The organism is Chitinophaga filiformis (genome assembly GCF_023100805.1).
GTDB classification, from domain to species: Bacteria; Bacteroidota; Bacteroidia; order Chitinophagales; family Chitinophagaceae; genus Chitinophaga; species Chitinophaga filiformis_B.
This window is the reverse complement of the sequence record NZ_CP095855.1, coordinates 804,355-821,212: the sequence shown is the minus strand read 5'-3', so window position 1 is coordinate 821,212 and position 16,858 is coordinate 804,355. Positions and strand designations below refer to the sequence as shown.

The 16,858-nt window shown below is 47.8% G+C and carries 17 protein-coding genes; 8 read left to right on the top strand and 9 right to left on the bottom strand.

The genetic code is table 11. The features are described 5' to 3' along the window. Positions 1–13 precede the first annotated feature (13 nt). The 5 genes from MYF79_RS03420 to MYF79_RS03400 all read right to left on the bottom strand — a co-directional run bounded on the left by MYF79_RS03420 (position 14) and on the right by MYF79_RS03400 (position 6,256). Positions 14–178: a CcoQ/FixQ family Cbb3-type cytochrome c oxidase assembly chaperone gene (locus tag MYF79_RS03420; protein WP_199654339.1), complete on the bottom strand. Its 165-nt coding sequence runs from the start codon at positions 176–178 to the stop codon at positions 14–16. A gap of 28 nt (positions 179–206) precedes the next feature. Continuing rightward, positions 207–2,333, bottom strand: a complete 2,127-nt coding sequence (gene ccoN, locus MYF79_RS03415; protein WP_247812562.1) for a cytochrome-c oxidase, cbb3-type subunit I — start codon at positions 2,331–2,333, stop codon at positions 207–209. Positions 2,334–2,385: 52 nt separating this feature from the next. Then, positions 2,386–2,601 (bottom strand): cbb3-type cytochrome oxidase assembly protein CcoS, encoded by a 216-nt coding sequence (gene ccoS / locus MYF79_RS03410; protein ID WP_199654335.1) that lies wholly within the window; start codon positions 2,599–2,601, stop codon positions 2,386–2,388. An 87-nt stretch (positions 2,602–2,688) separates the two neighbouring features. After that, positions 2,689–5,082 (bottom strand): heavy metal translocating P-type ATPase, encoded by a 2,394-nt coding sequence (locus MYF79_RS03405; protein ID WP_247812561.1) that lies wholly within the window; start codon positions 5,080–5,082, stop codon positions 2,689–2,691. Between the two features lie 448 nt (positions 5,083–5,530). Then, positions 5,531–6,256: a Crp/Fnr family transcriptional regulator gene (locus MYF79_RS03400; RefSeq protein ID WP_247812560.1), complete on the bottom strand. Its 726-nt coding sequence runs from the start codon at positions 6,254–6,256 to the stop codon at positions 5,531–5,533. 51 nt (positions 6,257–6,307) lie between these two features. Between MYF79_RS03400 and MYF79_RS03395 the strand changes: the two genes are divergently transcribed. The 7 genes from MYF79_RS03395 to MYF79_RS03365 all read left to right on the top strand — a co-directional run bounded on the left by MYF79_RS03395 (position 6,308) and on the right by MYF79_RS03365 (position 12,062). Next, positions 6,308–6,895 carry a pseudouridine synthase gene (locus tag MYF79_RS03395; RefSeq protein WP_247812559.1) on the top strand — a complete coding sequence of 196 codons (588 nt, stop codon included), beginning with the start codon at positions 6,308–6,310 and terminating at the stop codon, positions 6,893–6,895. Positions 6,896–7,020: 125 nt separating this feature from the next. Next, the gene (locus tag MYF79_RS03390; protein WP_247812558.1) at positions 7,021–7,896 is read left to right on the top strand and encodes a YicC/YloC family endoribonuclease; all 876 of its coding nucleotides are present in this window, start codon (positions 7,021–7,023) and stop codon (positions 7,894–7,896) included. A 48-nt stretch (positions 7,897–7,944) separates the two neighbouring features. Then, positions 7,945–8,451, top strand: coding sequence for a gliding motility lipoprotein GldH (locus MYF79_RS03385; protein ID WP_247812557.1), 507 nt, complete (start codon positions 7,945–7,947; stop codon positions 8,449–8,451). After that, complete coding sequence (locus MYF79_RS03380) at positions 8,432–9,451, top strand: sensor histidine kinase (protein ID WP_247812556.1); 1,020 nt, start codon at positions 8,432–8,434, stop codon at positions 9,449–9,451. The genes MYF79_RS03385 and MYF79_RS03380 overlap by 20 nt, the downstream gene beginning before the upstream one ends. Before the next feature lie 23 nt (positions 9,452–9,474). Next, positions 9,475–10,182 carry a response regulator transcription factor gene (locus MYF79_RS03375; RefSeq protein WP_199654323.1) on the top strand — a complete coding sequence of 236 codons (708 nt, stop codon included), beginning with the start codon at positions 9,475–9,477 and terminating at the stop codon, positions 10,180–10,182. Between the two features lie 281 nt (positions 10,183–10,463). Next, positions 10,464–11,174, top strand: a complete 711-nt coding sequence (locus MYF79_RS03370) for a sensor histidine kinase (RefSeq protein ID WP_247812555.1) — start codon at positions 10,464–10,466, stop codon at positions 11,172–11,174. Positions 11,175–11,309: 135 nt separating this feature from the next. Further along, positions 11,310–12,062, top strand: coding sequence for a LytR/AlgR family response regulator transcription factor (locus MYF79_RS03365; RefSeq protein ID WP_247812554.1), 753 nt, complete (start codon positions 11,310–11,312; stop codon positions 12,060–12,062). Positions 12,063–12,129: 67 nt separating this feature from the next. On the opposite strand, the gene MYF79_RS03360 is transcribed toward MYF79_RS03365, so the two are convergent. The 3 genes from MYF79_RS03360 to MYF79_RS03350 form a co-directional block, all read right to left on the bottom strand. Beyond that, complete coding sequence (locus MYF79_RS03360; protein ID WP_247812553.1) at positions 12,130–12,891, bottom strand: SH3 domain-containing protein; 762 nt, start codon at positions 12,889–12,891, stop codon at positions 12,130–12,132. Between the two features lie 19 nt (positions 12,892–12,910). Then, the gene (locus MYF79_RS03355) at positions 12,911–14,893 is read right to left on the bottom strand and encodes a BatD family protein (RefSeq protein WP_247812552.1); all 1,983 of its coding nucleotides are present in this window, start codon (positions 14,891–14,893) and stop codon (positions 12,911–12,913) included. A gap of 110 nt (positions 14,894–15,003) precedes the next feature. After that, positions 15,004–15,708, bottom strand: coding sequence for an SDR family oxidoreductase (locus MYF79_RS03350; RefSeq protein ID WP_247812551.1), 705 nt, complete (start codon positions 15,706–15,708; stop codon positions 15,004–15,006). 90 nt (positions 15,709–15,798) lie between these two features. On the opposite strand from MYF79_RS03350, the gene MYF79_RS03345 reads away from it, so the two are divergent. Further along, on the top strand, positions 15,799–16,497 hold the full coding sequence (locus tag MYF79_RS03345) for a YjjG family noncanonical pyrimidine nucleotidase (protein ID WP_247812550.1): 699 nt from the start codon (positions 15,799–15,801) through the stop codon (positions 16,495–16,497). Between the two features lie 84 nt (positions 16,498–16,581). Here MYF79_RS03345 and MYF79_RS03340 read toward each other — a convergent pair whose 3' ends face one another. Continuing rightward, positions 16,582–16,839 carry a hypothetical protein gene (locus MYF79_RS03340; RefSeq protein ID WP_247812549.1) on the bottom strand — a complete coding sequence of 86 codons (258 nt, stop codon included), beginning with the start codon at positions 16,837–16,839 and terminating at the stop codon, positions 16,582–16,584. Positions 16,840–16,858 lie beyond the last annotated feature (19 nt).

Here is a 16,858-nt window from a genome sequence, read left to right as displayed (position 1 = left end):
AAGCATGCTGTGATCAGCGGTCATCCAGCGGAATGTTCCGTATATGGTCTATCATGCCTTTATCAGCCTTCAATGCCCAGAATGCGGCCACCACAAAGAACAGGGTGAATATGCACAAAGATGCCAGCGGGTATATACTTACACCTGTTATAGATTGCAGGTAATTGATGAATTTCATATCTCGTAAGATTTACTGTTTGATCACATTATTTTTTCTCTGCCACCACAGGATTTTTGATATCGGCGCCCAGGCGTTGCAGGTAAGCAATAAGCGCAACGATCTCTTTATCCGGCGCTACTTCCAGCTTGTCCTTCTTTAATGCGGCGCTTATTTCCTGTGCCTGTTTAGCCATATCTGCATTGGCCTGCAATTCATATCCTGCAGGATATGGTACGCCCAGCTTGCGCATAGCGTTGATCATAGCAGGTGTCTTTGCCTTGTCTGTTTTATCATCGAACAACCAGGGATATTGTGGCATAATAGAGCCGGGAGACATAGACGTAGGATCCAGCATGTGGTTGTAGTGCCATGAATCCGGGTACTTTCCTCCTATCCTGGCCAGGTCCGGACCAGTTCTTTTTGAACCCCACTGGAAAGGATGGTCATAAATGAATTCACCAGCTTTGGAATATTCACCATAACGCGCTACTTCATCGCGGAAAGGACGGATCATCTGTGAGTGGCAGGTATAGCAACCCTCGCGGATATATACATCGCGGCCATGCAGTTCAAGCGGTGTATATGGTTTTACGCTGGTGATGGTAGGAATATTGCTTCTTACAAGGAAGGTAGGGATCAGTTCGAGAATACCTCCTATTGCTACTACTACCAGGCTGAAAACGGCCAGCTGTATAGGCCTGCGCTCGATCCAGTTATGCCAGTGAGCTTTGCCATGTGTCTGAATCACTTTTGGCAATGGCGCTGCTTCAGCAGGTTCATTTGCTACAAAAGAGCCACGGCGTACGGTCTTGGCGAGGTTCACGATCATCAGTATCACACCGCTGATATACAATATACCACCCAGGCCGCGCAGCGCATACATCGGAATGATGGTATTCACTGTTTCGAGGAACTGGAATTTCAGCTGTCCTTCCGGTGTGAACTGTTTCCACATCATGCTTTGTGTGAACGCAGCCCAGTACAATGGGATCACATAGAAAATGATACCCAGTGTGCCCAGCCAGAAGTGCGTATTGGCCCATTTACGGGAATATAGTTCAGTAGTGAAAAGACGAGGTAATAACCAGTACAGGATACCGAATGTCAGGAATCCGTTCCAGCCCAAGGCACCTACGTGTACGTGTGCGATGGTCCAGTCGGTATAGTGACTGATGGCGTTCACATTCTTCAGTGACAGCATCGGTCCTTCGAATGTAGCCATACCATAACAGGTCAGCGCTACTACAAAGAATTTCAGGATGGCGTCTTCCCTTACGCGGTCCCACGCACCACGCAGTGTAAGCAAGCCATTCAGCATACCGCCCCAGGATGGTGCGATCAGCATAATAGAGAATACAGTGCCCAGGGATTGCGCCCACTCAGGTAAGGCTGTATATAAAAGGTGGTGAGGTCCCGCCCAGATGTAGATAAAGATCAGTGCCCAGAAGTGAATGATGGACCAGCGATACGAATACACCGGTCTGTTGGCAGCCTTCGGTACGAAGTAGTACATCAGTCCGAGGTAAGGAGTGGTCAGAAAGAATGCCACCGCATTATGTCCATACCACCATTGTACCAGTGCATCCTGCACGCCTGCATACCAGGAATAGCTTTTCAGGAAAGATACCGGCATCTCGAACGAGTTCACGATGTGCAGCATGGCAATAGCCACCCATGTGCCGATGTAGAACCAGATAGCCACATACAGATGCGCTTCACGACGGCGGAGGATGGTACCGAGCATATTCGCTCCAAACACGACCCAGACCAGTGTAATGGCGATGTCGAAAGGCCATTCCAGCTCTGCATATTCCTTACCGGTAGTGCAGCCCATGAATAATGTGATAGCGCCTCCGGCAATGATGGCTTGCCATCCCCAGAAATGTATCTTACTCAGTACATCGCTGAACATGCGTGTTTTACACAGGCGTTGTAATGAATAATACACACCCATAAAGATGCCATTACCTACAAAGGCGAAAATGACAGCATTGGTGTGTACGGGTCTTAGACGACCAAATGTTGTAGGTGCATAACCCAGGTTAAGGTCGGGCAACACCAGCGCCAGCGCAGCCCACAACCCGGCCAGCATACCGATCAGCCCCCAGCCGATACAGGCGTATGCAAACCATTTCACGGTACGGTTATCGTACGAAAACTTTTCGAGAGACATGTTTGTTCAATTACGAATGATAAGAGATGAGTTGATAGTATAGAAAGGAGAATCAATTATGATTGCAGATGCGTGACTTGCAGTCCTTGTTACTGCATGCATTCCCCGATTTGCAGCCGCTTTCAGCTGGCTTTGTGTCGAACAGCACACGGTGTGCAGGGGAAAAATCATCCTCAAATTGTCCGTTCCTGACTGACCATATAAATGCAGCGAGGAAGAAGATTGCCACCAACAGGCTGGCTCCGAGAAGTATGATGATCACGCTCATAGTATGTGGGTTTAAATTACATGAGCAAAGCTAGCATGTCGCGTATGCGGATACGATGATGCCGCTCAATCGGGACACTGATTCATATCATGGTCTGTCCAGCCATTCGCTCAGGCCATAGGTAAGCAGCACAATGCTGATGGAGCTTGCAGGCATGAGTATGGCAGCTGTTAACGGAGAGAGGATGCCCTGTACGGCAAAGAATAAGCCGATGAAATTGTATAAGAGAGAGATGATGAAAGTGGCGACTATAATACGTTTGTTGTTCTTGCAGGTCCTGATGAAACGAGGCAGCTGTATCAACTGATCAGCTTCGAGAATGCCGTCACTGGCAGGCGTGAAATTATTGCTGTTTTCCGTCAGTGATATGCCTACATCGCTTTGCTTCAATGCGCCTGCGTCATTGAGCCCGTCCCCGATCATGAGTACGCGATGGCCTTGTTTCTGGAGAGATAACACATAGCCGAGCTTGTCTGCCGGCTTCTGCGCGAAATGCAGGCTGGCAGAAGATCCCATCATTTCCTGCAGATAGGCTGCTTCAGCATCATTATCGCCGGACAATAATGATAATGCATATTTCTTCTGCAGGTGTTGCAGCAGTGCAGGTATACCTTCTCTGTAGTGATGGCGGATGATAAAGCAACCGGTCTGTTGCCCGTCGATAGTAATATACACGGTGCTGCCGTCTGTCTCTATTTTACTGGTTGTGCCTGTGAATGCTGCATTGCCCAGTTGAATGAAATTATACTGTACCCAGCCGCTGATACCGTTTGCTGCTACTGACCTGAAGTTCCTCACCGGCAGATTTTCATCCTTGCCACAAAAAGATGCGATCATTTTACTGAGCGGATGTGTGGATTGTGCTGCCAGCGTACCAATGGCCCATAGTTTTTCCTTAGTGAGCGGCATGCCCTGGTAAGACACGCTGGAAGTGGCTTTGCCGGTTAAGGTGCCTGTTTTGTCAAACACAATGTGGTCTACGTCTGCGAGCCTTTCTATTGCATCGGCATTCCGGAGATATAAATGATGCCTGCTCAGTATGCGGAGGATATGCCCATTGGTGAAAGATGCCGCCAGCAACAAGGCACAGGGGCATGCAACGATCAGCACTGCGGTTACTGCAGGCCATATACGTGATGGATCGTACGCCCACCAGTATGTAGCTGTAATAATCGCGATGGTCAGTACTACCCAGGTAAAATAGCGGCTCAGCAGGTGAATAAAAGATGGTTTTTTCTCCCGCGGCCTTTTGAGCTCTTCCCTGTTCCAAAGACTGGTAAGGTAACTTTGTGCAACCTCTTTGATGGTAAGAATTTCAATATTTCCCTCCAGCTGTTTGCCTCCCGCATACACGATCTCTCCGGTGCTTTTCTGTACGGGAACGGCTTCTCCTGTTACAAAGCTGTAATCTATAATGGCATTGCCCTTTAGCAGGATCCCGTCAGCAGGGATCAGTTCCTGGTTATGGATCAGTAAAGTATCGTTGGTTTTGATGTCCGGCAGTGCGGTCGGGATCTGTTGTTTGTCTTTCAGTACGGTAATGGCAATAGGGAAATAGGCGGTATAATCACGGTCGAAAGACAGGCCCTGGTAGGTTTTATCCTGCAGGATACGCCCTACGAGCATGAAGAAAACGATGCCCGTCATAGAGTCGAAATACCCGCCGCCACTGTCTGTAAGAACGTCTGTCAGGCTGCGGACAAAGGTGACGATGATTGCCAGCACGATGGGCAGGTCGATATTCAGAAAGCCGCTTTTCAGACCGCCCCAGGCGGAGCGGAAGAATACCTGCGCGCTGTAAAAGAAGACGGGTAGCGATAGTGTGAGGTTGAGCCAGCGGAAGATGTGGTTCATTTTTACGTCCGCATACCCGTAGTGGGAAAAGTATTCCGGGAAACTAAGCAACATGATATTGCCGAAACAGAATCCGGCCACCCCCAGCCTGTAGACCAGATCGCGCTGTATACGGGGTTTTTGCTGCCGGAGGTCCTGCAGGCTGATATATGGCTCATAACCAATGCTGGTCAGGGTTTCTGCGATATGCCTGAGCGAGGTTTCCTGCTGCCGGAATACGATCATTGCCTCTTTTTTGGCAAAATTGACATTCACCCTTTGAACGCCGGCATCGAGATGGTGCAGGTTTTCGAGTAGCCACAGGCAGGAGCTACAGTGGATATGCGGAATATAGAAAGTGACATGTGTCTGGGTATCATCCTGGAACTGAATCAGTTGTTGCTGTATTTTGTTATCGTCCAGGAAGGCGAATTTATCTTTTCTGACGGGGATCCGTTGCGACTGGCCAGGATTGTTATTAAGTGTATAGTAGTCGCAGAGACCGTTTTCGTTCAGGATCTCGTATACGAGTTTACATCCCTCACAGCAAAAATGCTTGTCGTCCAGTAGTATTTTCCCGTCCGGGCAGTCTTCCCCACAGTGAGCACATTTCAGTTTGGTATCGGGCGCGACAGCTATTGTTGCCATGATAAAGGATTTTTGCAAAACTACCTGCATCGTTGCGGGAGGACAATGATGGGTGTCAAAAGCGGAACTGATCCTTATCAACATTTTGTGCTTTTTCCCCGTCCAGATGCCGTCCAGATACCGCTTTGATACCGCTAATCTTACGTTAATCTTACGTCCCTGAACGTAACTTTAACGTAAGATTAGCGGTATCAAAGCGGTATCAGGACGGTATTTATTGGCCTATGTCTTAGTACAGAAAAACTTTACATTTTTGTGCGGAGCTTCAGAATTTACTTTACAGGTGTTATTGTAAATTCATTATTTGCTTTACAGTAAAGCAGATTGAAAGAGAGGTTTGTGAAGCTGTTTCGGCAGGGTTTTGAATTAGCTACGGGTGGAATGAATGCAGCGTTCGAAGCGACTTGGACCCGGGCTTAATGTGGATCTGAGCGGACCCGAAGTGGACTCAATCCTGCAGGTTGGCTGTACGGGTCAGCTCTTCAGGGTTCAGGAGGCGGATCTTTTTACCCTGCAATTCGATCAGCCCATCTTTTTTGAACTCGGAAAGCAGGCGTATGGCCGATTCTGTAGCGGTACCTACCAGGTTGGCGATTTCCTCGCGGGAGAGGCGGACGTTGAGCGTATAACCATCCTGTTCCACGCCATAGGTTTCTTTTATGAAAAGCAGGGTTTCTGCCAGGCGCTCACGTACGGGTTTCTGGGCCAGGTGGGTGATCTTCATCTCTGCTTTTCTGAGCTCACTGGCCAGGATGCGCATCATTTCGAGGGAAAGGCTGGCATCTTTCTGCAATACGCTCATAAAAAGGTCTTTGGGAATGAAACATACGGAAGAATCGTCGAGGGCAATCGCAGAAGCGGTGTAACGTTCTGCACTGAGGAGCGCCTTATAGCCGATAATGTCGCCTGGTTTACATAGACGCACGATCTGTTCCCGGCCATCATCGCCACAATGTGACAGTTTAATCTTGCCGGTGTTCACGCAGTAAATGCCGAAGGGGTATGCGCCTTCCTGGAATACGATCTGGCCTTTTTTGTACATAGTACACACCTTGGCAGATTCGATCTCTTCCAGATTGCACTTCTCCGCTTTGAATAAAATTGATCCAAAGCGGTCCTGGCAATTCGTACATGAAGCGTTATGGAAAGGCGTACACATAGTTTCAGTCTGCAAAATTACTAATTTACAGCCAAAATAAGCGTACGTTCCCTTACTACTTCAAGCATGTCACTTAAATACTTTATTATATATAAGCCTTTCCAGGTGCTGACCCGTTTCGGGAAGGAGGAAGGAAAGGAGAGCCTGGCGGATTACTTTAAAGTTCCTTCGGATGTTTATCCGGTTGGCAGGCTCGACTATGACAGTGAGGGCCTGCTCATTCTTACCAACGATAAGTCGCTGACAAACAGGTTGCTGGATCCGAAATTTGCCCACGAAAGGGAATATTGGGTCCAGGTAGATGGTGCGGTGACACCCGAAGCAGTGCAACAACTGAAACAAGGGGTAAAGATCGCCGTAGACGGCAAGCAATATTTAACCCGGCGTTGCCAGGCCGCTTTATTTGAAACCGATCCTGTTGTACCGGAACGTAATCCACCTATCCGTTTCCGTAAGCTTATCCCTGCTCCCTGGATCAGGTTAGTGCTCGGCGAGGGTAAAAACCGGCAGGTCAGAAAGATGACAGCGGCTGTGGGTTTTCCTACGTTGAGACTTATCCGTTACCGGATAGGCCGCGTCACTGTAGATGGGCTGGAGCCAGGACAGATGCGGGAAATGGGGCAAAAGGAACTCTATGATATGCTCTTCAGGTAACTTTTACGGAGATGCCCCGACGTGGTTTCCCGGCGCATTATATGGTGTCCTGCTGTTGTTTGCTTGCACCTATTCTTTGTGCTTTGGGCTAATTTAGGTAGGTTTGTTGCCTACAAATCTCTATTATGCTGAAATCAATGACCGGCTTTGGAAGGGCGGAAACTACCAAGGGCGAGACCACAATAGTGGTTGAAGTAAAATCGCTCAATGGTAAGCAATTTGAGGTAAACCTGAAGATTTCCCCGCTGTTGAAGCCTTATGAGTTTGATATCCGTAACAAGCTGCAGCAAACCCTCTTGCGCGGTACCCTGGATGCGACGGTAAATATAAGGCAAAACGGGGCTACCCGTCCGGTGGTCATTAATACTGATCTGGCTAAATATTACCATAGCACTATTACTTCTCTGGCTACAGAACTGAATCTTCCCCAGGAAGACATGCTGAATGTACTGATGAAGCTGCCCGAAGTGGTATCGCCGGCTACAGAACAGATCTCTGAAGAAGAATGGCTGGAGGTGGAAAAGGTGATCCATCTGGCAGTTACCGACCTGGATGCCCATCGCCTGGATGAAGGACAGATGCTGTCGGCAGACCTGCTGCTGCGTATAGAAAACATAGAATCCTACTGTATAAAGGTCCGAGAACTGGATCCGCTGCGTAAAGACAGGGTGCGTCAGCGACTGGAAGCCCTGCTGGCAGAACATGTGGGGAAGGAAAATGTGGATGAGAACCGCCTGGAACAGGAATTGATCTTTTACCTGGAGAAACTCGATATTTCCGAAGAACTTATCAGGCTGGAAAACCACTGCCGTTATTTCAAGGAGATCCTGGCAGAGGCAGATCCTTCAAAGGGAAAGAAACTGGGCTTCGTGCTCCAGGAAGTTGGACGCGAGATCAATACGACCGGTTCCAAAGCGAATGATGCCAACATTCAGCAATGGGTGGTGCTCATGAAAGATGAACTGGAAAAGGCAAAAGAACAGGTGCTGAATGTACTGTGATCAGGCAACGATATGGTTCCTCAGATATAAAACGTATTGCGATAAAATATGAATAAACTCTGCCGGATTATTGTGGCAGCGGGAATGCTGGTAACAGCGGCCTGTCAGCCACTGAAGATGGACACCTATGAAAAGAACCTGGATATTCCGGGGCATGAATGGTCCTATGCCTATAAACCTGTTTTTGAGGTTACCGTGCAGCCTCAGGACACGGCATACCTTTACAATATCTATGTAAATGTACGGCATAAAGACTCCTACCCTTTCAGCAATATATGGTTGCAGGTACATACCCAGTTCCCGGGAGAAAAACCGGTAACACAAAGGGTAGAACTACCTTTGGCAGATATGAGCGGCAAATGGCTGGGTAGCGGGCTGGATGACATTTATGAGCATAAGATCCCCATCCAGCAGAATGCCATCCTGAACAAGCCGGGTACATACAAGTTTACTTTTGAACAAAACATGCGGCAAAATCCGTTGCCGGACATCATGAATGTAGGCCTGCGGATTGAGAAAGCCGGGTTGCGAAAAAATGAAAAGGCTATTCCGTAAAATGGAGGGAAGAAGTGGTATCCACTTCGTATATCTTTTTGTACTGGCATATACCATCCTCGCGCTGGTATGGTGGGGGGTACTCCTGTTCAACCAGAGTGAACAGATCACCCGCTTTGAAATGCAGAACCTGATGCTCCGGACTGACAGTATTGCACATCCGGTGGAATTTCACCAGGAATCAGACCGTATACAGACCACCGAAGAGAGACGTTCTGTCATGTTCTTTGGAGAAGGTATTATCTTTCTGGCTATTATTTTGCTGGGAGGATTCTTCGTATACCGCTCTATCTGGAAGCAGATGCGCTTATCCCAGCAGCAGCAGAATTTCATGATGGCGGTCACACATGAACTGAAATCGCCCATCGCTGCCGCAAAACTAAACCTGGAAACGCTCCGTAAACACAAGCTGGATGAGGAAAAGCGACTAAAGCTACTGGATAACACCATCCGGGAGACCAACCGTCTGGACCAGCTTTGCAACAATATTCTGCTGGCTTCCCAGATGGAAGCGCAACGATATCAGCTGTTCCGTGAGGACATTAATTTCTCCGATCTGCTGGAAACGGGGATCAGGGAAATGCAATCACGCATTTCGACACATACGATACAGGCACATATTTTGCCAGATGTGTGGATCAATGGAGATAAATTCATGCTGCAGATCCTGCTGAGCAACCTGGTCGAAAACGCTGTTAAATATGCTCCCAGACATACTGTGATCGATGTAACGCTGGAAGAATGCAGCGGAAGCATGTTGAAACTGAAGGTAACAGACGAGGGGCCTGGCATCCCGGTGGATGAGCGGGACAGGATCTTTCTCAAGTTTTATCGTATAGGCAATGAAAATACGCGTAAAGCAAAAGGGTCCGGGCTCGGATTGTTCCTCAGCAGAAAGATCGTACAGCAGCATGGAGGTGCGATTGTCGTGAAAGATAACGTACCTGCGGGCGCCAGTTTTGAGATAACCTGGCCCGTATATTCCATTCAAAGAGTGTAAATTAGCGATTGCAATTATTAACTATGAAGGAAGCTACTAAGGCATCCATACTACTGGTAGAGGACGAAGAAAACCTCCAGGAGGCCCTGAAACTGAACCTGGAGCTGGAGGGATATGAAGTAACAGCTGTAGATAATGGCACCGCCGCTTTAAAGGCGGTAAAGAACGAATATTTTGACCTGATCATCCTGGATATCATGCTGCCGGAAATGGACGGTATTGCCGTTTGTGAGAACATCCGTATCCAGAATAATGAAGTCCCCATCCTGTTCCTCAGTGCGAAGAACAGCAGCGCAGACCGTGTACTGGGCCTGAAGAAGGGCGGGGACGATTATATGACCAAGCCCTTTAACCTGGAAGAGCTGCTACTGCGCGTGGAAAAGCTGATCGTCAAAAATAAACGCATACAGGATAAGGACAGTGTATCCACCGTATATCGTTTCGGAAGCAACGAGATCGACTTTGCCGCACAGGAATGCATCGGTAAAGACGGAAAACACTATGAACTAAGCAAGAAAGAAACGATGTTACTGAAATTGCTCATCGAAAATAAGGGCGAGGTAGTAACCCGTGAAAAGATCCTGCAGGTAGTATGGGGTTATAATGTTTACCCTACCACCCGTACAATTGATAACTTTATTCTCAATTTCCGTAAATATTTTGAAGAGGATAGCCGGAATTCCAGGTACTTTCACTCAGTAAGAGGGGTGGGATACAAGTTCACGGAATAGCCATTTACCGCCACTTACCCTTCGTTTTCCCCCGGTTGTTCTGCAAATGCTGCCTTGTATTAATTGCCCCTTTCCCGGGAACCAGATTTGATGGATATTTAGCACGGTCTTAACTCCGTATTTAGTATCGTGCTATAAGGAATGTGCGACTTTGTGAGGTGCTTATAATTTGTATCCTTTCGTAAACCTTTTCAAATTTGGTCTTTTGCTCTAACATACTCAATGCAGTAGGTTGGCCGTACTGGGTGTTTTTTCTGTTGAGTTTGATCATGATCTGCTGTGTGTTTTATATACGCGAGAAGCATATAAAGCAGGCTTCAACAAAAGAGATAAGCAGGCAGCAGCTGATACACCTGGAAATGCACGCATTCCAGGCGCAGATGGATCCTCATTTTATCTTCAATAGCCTGAACGCTATACATCACTACATCCTTACTACCAGTACAGATCTGGCTTCCCTCTACCTGACCCGCTTTGCGCGCCTGATGCGCCTTATTATCCGTAACTGTAACCGGGAATGGATAAACCTAGAAGAGGACATTGAGGCGCTGGAACTGTATTTACAGCTGGAGCAGCTCCGCTTTGGCCCCCAGTTCGACTATGAGCTGCAAATCGCTCCCGACGTCTTCCAGCAGGTCACATTTGTACCTCCTCTCATTATTCAGCCTTACATCCAGGAAGCCATCTGGCGCAGGTTGTTGTTACGCCCGGCCAAGACGGGAGGTTGCCTGCGGATCAGTATAAGCAGGGAAAATGAAATGCTTTCCGTTCGGATCGAAGATAATGGTATCCATCAGGCCCCCTCCGGCGATGATGCCCATCTTTCCCAGGGAATCACGATCGCTGCAGCCAGACTGGAAGCTATTAACGAGCGGTATAATATGCGTGCGGGTATAACAGAGCAGGAACTTTACAATGAAATGCAACAACCAAGCGGTCATCTTGTTATTATTAGTATGCAGCAAATCGCTGCCAGAGAGGCCGTAATGTAAGACATAAAAACGGCATCTGCCTAAAATAAACTTTCACATCTTTACACGGAATATTGTATATTATATCAGACTCTCGCCTGTGCTTTTCTTATGCTGACTGAGGGAGAGTCTTTTGGGGACAAGAATTAGAAAAACATGCGCACCATTATCGTGGATGATGAAAAACTTAGCAGAAGTGTATTAAAGCTTTTGCTGGAGAAACATTGCCCTGCAGTAGATATAGTGGCCGTTTGCGCTGATGGGATCTCTGCACTGGAGGCAATAGAAAAATATCAACCGGATCTGGTTTTCCTGGATGTAGAAATGCCGGGATTGAATGGATTTGAAGTCCTGCAGGAATGCAGGGAGGCTTCGTTTTCCGTTATTGTTACCACTTCATATGATCATTATGCCCTGGACGCGATCCGCCATAATGCCTTGGACTATCTGCTCAAGCCAATTATCAGGGAAGACCTGGTAGACGCCGTTGATAAGGCAATGATGCGGCAAAGGCAAAAGGGACAGTCAGAGGAAAAAACAGATTCCCTGATGGAATTCCTGCATCAGCATCTTTACCCCGGCGAAAGATTGGCACTTCCAAGCCCCGAAGGCCTGAGAATGCTGCTGGTAAAAGACATCCTTTATTGCGTAGCCGAAGGGGAAAGCACTTGTATTCACCTGATAAATGGCGCCGAACCTTCATTTGTATGCCGCTCTTTAAAAGAAGTGGAAGGATTGCTGAAGAACAAAGGCTTCTTCAGGGTGCATCACAGTTACCTGGTCAATCTGAACTATATGGACAGGTATATCAAGGGCGATGGAGGAGATATCATTATGACTGACGGTAGTTGTATACCCGTTTCCCGTCAGCGCAAGCAGGAGTTTATGGAAAGGATCGAAAAGCTTTAGCCGCAAACTACGGGCTTCAGGAGAAGAGGTTGCCCTACGTGCCTGTAGCCTATAGTTTGCAGCCTCTCTACAACCTCTTAATCTCTGCACAAGCCAGCCAGCCGGTCTTGCCATCCGGCAGCAATATTTTACAATATTCCTGTGTAGCATCGGTTACCTGCACTTTTACGCCTTCGTGCAGTTCGAATATATCTTTACTTCCCTGGTCCGGAGCCGCTTTCACTTTCACAGCAGCACCCATGATAATGCCTTCGTCGTGTGCATTGGCAGTGACGTAGGTGCTGATGCCCATTGTAAGGTAAAGGAAGAACAGCAGCGATGCCGCCCCTGTCCCCCACCGCAGCAATGAGGGTTTAACAGATGGAGCGATCAGCATAGCAATAATGCCCGCTATCAGCACCCAGAAGAAAATAACGGCGCCGGTGGCCCAGCCATTGGGACTATGGAAATGTTGCAGCTGCAGCCACCACTGTTGAAAGAACAACAGGGGGAGGTCATTTACATATCCTTCTACCCTTTGATTGGCAACGGACAGGTTATGTTGGGCGGATTTATTGAAAGGATCCTTTCCGAGCGCTTTCTCATAGTTATATATTGCCAGGCCGGTTTTATTGGCTTTATACCAGGCATTGCCGGCGTTAAGGAACAATTGCGGCTGGTGATAGCCTTCGTCAATCAGTTGCTGATAGATACCGGCGGCTTCAGTGTATTGTTTCTGTTTATAAAGCTGGTTGGCCTTTTCAAACTGCTGTTGCTGTTCCGGAGCAGCAGCTGAAACGTTGTATACCAGCACAAAGAAAGCACAGATAGCTGTTAATGTTCTTTTCATCCGTTATAGTTACCTGAGTTTACACAACACTTTTTACACCTTGCAGTTCATCTTCCAGATGGCTGATCACTGATACGGCCTGCTGATAAGTACCCTGCATTTTATCGTTGTTATGCATTGGTGTATATAGCGCCATCTCGCAATCGTCCAGCAGGTCAAACAGCTGGGCCGTATATTGTACGCTCACCTGCTGCCGGGTCAGTTTATCCTGTATAAGCTGTTTGCTGAGGTCTGCAAAAGGAACATGCAATTTATTACTGAGATAACCCCATATAGCACGGGAAGTCTCTTCATAGAAAGCCTTGTCTTTTCCTTCCTTCAGATAACGCGCCGCCAGTTCCAGTCGTTTCAGTGCCACTTTATTAGCATAACGGTGTTTGAGGAACGCTGCATTATTTTGCTGATAGTTCAGCCTGCGGCGATATACCAGGGCGCCTGCCAGTAAAAGAACTGGCACAAGCAAAAGGATGTAGAATAACGGGCTGACCAGCAGGAACCTGCCTTCCTTCACCCAGTTGAGCACTCCGTTGTAATTGGAGGTAATAGTATTCCTGTTTACGCTGAAGTCTTCTTTATCGCGTTTCGTCTGTTTTCCCGGAGTGACATGCACGGAAAAAGGTGCTGAACGGATCGATTTATAGCTGTTGGAGGCTACATCGAAGTAAGAAAACTCCACAGCCGGAATGGTCTGATCGCCTGCTTCCAGGGGCATCAGCGCATATTCGAACTGACGTGAGCCGGACAGCGGATTGCTGTTCTTCTCGATATTGTCAGTCACTTTAGGATCATATTTTTCAAAACCGGCAGGTATATCCACTTTGGGCCCGTTCAGCAGGTTCACATTACCCTGGCCGGACACTACAACCTTCAGCGTAAGGGCATCGTCTGTGGTGAGATTCCGCTTGTCGATGCTTGCCGTCATGTTGAATTTACCCACAGCGCCGGTAAAACTGGCCGGGCGACTATCCACAGGCAGCGGCTTAACGGTTACTTTCAGTGGCGCTGTCTGGACTTTGTAGGGAACATCTTCGTAGGTTACTTCCGGGCGATTGAAAAAGTCGTCAAAGAAAGGATCATCGAAAGGATCTTTAAAGCCCGGATCATTGAACAGGTCCGCAAAAGGATCGCGTGCCTTCTTGTTATTACCGTTCTTAACGAGTTTAACCAGTTTTACGTGGTTATCCACTTCCACCGGATCGAGCTCCAGGGTGCCTGACTGTAAAGGGAACAACAGCGTTTTACGGATGGTGAACACCTTGAAACGTACGCCGTTCACTATTTCTTCAGACGCCTGCGGAGGATTGGGCAGCTCAATATCTTTCGCGGAAAAGCCTTTGAATGCCGGCACCTTGGTAACGCTGGAGTTAGTGGGAAGGCGGGTGTATAGTTTATAAGTAGCAGTCAGCTGCTCACCTTCATATAAAGTGGTTTTATCCACATCTACTTTTACGAAAATATTTTTACGCAGTTTGGCATTCACGTCTTCCCCATTCCTCAATACACCTTCCATTTCATCCTGCTGTTGCTGACGTTGTGAACGGGATGGCGGAAAGCCGCTCTGCGGCGTTGACTGCTGAGGTGTTTGCTGATACCCGCCACGGTTAGCCTTTACAACTTCTATGGTAACAGGGTTGGAACGGACAACATTCCCGTTTGAACGCGCAGTGGCGCCGGCAATGGTAAAGTTACCCACCCTTTTAGGCTGTATCACATAAATAAGGGCTATATATTCCGAGCGCCGGCCATTCATAATGGATTGACCCTGCATCTGGGATGGCCCTTGCAGTATTTCAAAGTCATTAAATGACGGAGGCGTAAAACTGGTAACATTAGGCGCATTTTCCAGCATGAACTGTATCTGGAACGGCTCGTCCAGCGCTACCCTGTTATTGCTGACAGAGGTAGTGAACCTGAATTCCTGTGCCTGTATGCAGGCAACTGCGCCCAGGCAAAAGAGCAGGGATAATACAAACTTCTTTATACTAACAGTAGTGACATTCATAATGCAAAACAAATTTAGCCAAAGCCAGCCCTGTTGGTGCTGAATAGCCAGTTAAAAGTTAGTTAAAAAAATAATCAATATAATCGTGGAAGTGCTTGCTGGTAAAGGGTTTATGCAATATCGCCCAGCATTGGCCGCATGATAACTTCCTCCACAACGGCCTGTTTTGACAAGGTATATGCACCCCATAGGAGATCTGCTACGTCTTCCGGCTCCATCATTCTGCCCGGGGGAGCGTCAAAACCCTCCCAGGAAGCTGTCAGGGTTGGCCCGGGGCTCAGGGATGTTACTTTGATATTATGAGGTTTCAGTTCTTCCCGCAGGTTCCGGGAAAAGCCAAGCAAAGCAAACTTTGTGATGCTGTAGGCCCCTCCGTTGGAATATGATGTATAACTCGCAGTAGAACACATATTAAAAATATGCCCCGTTCCATTGGCCTTCATTCCCGGCAATAGTTGCCGCGTGAGGTGATAGGCGCTGTACACGTTAACAGACATCATGCTTTCCAATAATCCGTCTTCCTGGTCCTGCATACCGCCCGGGATGAATATGCCGGCATTATTGACCAGTATATCCACAGTGTTGAAAGTATTCCTGATCTCTTCTGCGAATGCCAGTACAGCCGTTTTCTGCCCCATGTCTACGGAACGGGCAAGTACTTCGACCGAGGGGTTTACCGCCTGGATATCTGTTACTGCCTTTTCCAGGTGGACTGCGTTCCGGGCGCAGATGGCTACGTTAAATCCTTCTCTGGCCAGCTTTTCCGCAACTGCTTTTCCTATTCCTTTACTGGCGCCGGTAATTACTGCGTTCATATTTTGTGATTAAGGGATACGGAAAATAGTAAAAAATGTGCATCCCCCCGTAATGAGTATCTTTGTAGCTGATTAAGGAAGTGCAGGAAAATGAAATACAAACATATATTTTTCGATCTGGACCATACCCTATGGGATTTTGAAACCAATGCCTACCTGGTATTAGAGCAACTATACCACGCACATAAGCTGGAAAGCCGCGGGGTGCCATCCTTTAAGGAATTTCATCAGGTGTACATGGTGTATAATGAGAAACTCTGGGACCGTTTCCGGAAGGGATATATCACCCGGAATGATCTCCGCAGTAAACGTTTCCGGCTTACATTACTGGATTTTAAGATCGGCGACGAGAAATTGTGCGAAGCGCTGGGCACACAGTTCCTGGAGGAATTGCCTACCCAGACGGCCCTCTTTCCGCATGCGAAAGAGGTACTGGAATACCTGGCGGCAAAGAATTATCCCCTGCATATGATCACCAACGGGTTTGAAGAAACCCAGCTGCGTAAGATGAAAAGTTCAGGGATAGATCATTTTTTCACACACGTGATCACTTCTGAATCTGCCGGCAGCCTGAAGCCTTACCGGGAGATCTTCGACTATGCCATTACGAAGGCAGACGCTACAGCAGACAGCAGTATCATGATCGGGGATGCTTTGGATATTGACATTATCGGGGCATTTAATGCGGGCATTGACCAGGTGTATTTCAACCCGCTGGTACCAGCTACCGGCGATTTGAAGCCGACCTTTGTCATCAACAGCCTGCACGAACTAAAAACGATCCTGTAAAGACGGCAGCTGCTTAAAATAAGGAAGTCCCATCTTCAACTGCTTATTGCAATGAAGATGGGACTTCCTGTTATTATACTGATTCTATTTTCCGGATGGTTTTACTGCGGCAGCAGTAGCAGTCTGCGCTGGTTTTGCCGGTTTTGCGGCAGCCGTGCGCAGTGCAGCGGTTTTACTGGGTTGTTTGCAGCAGGCGCTACTTTTTGCTGCCTGGTCTTTTTTACAGCATGCAGCAGCAGTCGCTGATTTTTTACAGCAGGAAGCGTCCTTAGTCTTTTCCTGGGCCAATACAGCGCCCGCGAAGAGTAATACAGCGCTCGCTCCTAAGATCAGTTTTTTCATGACTTTCTGTTTATGCTGA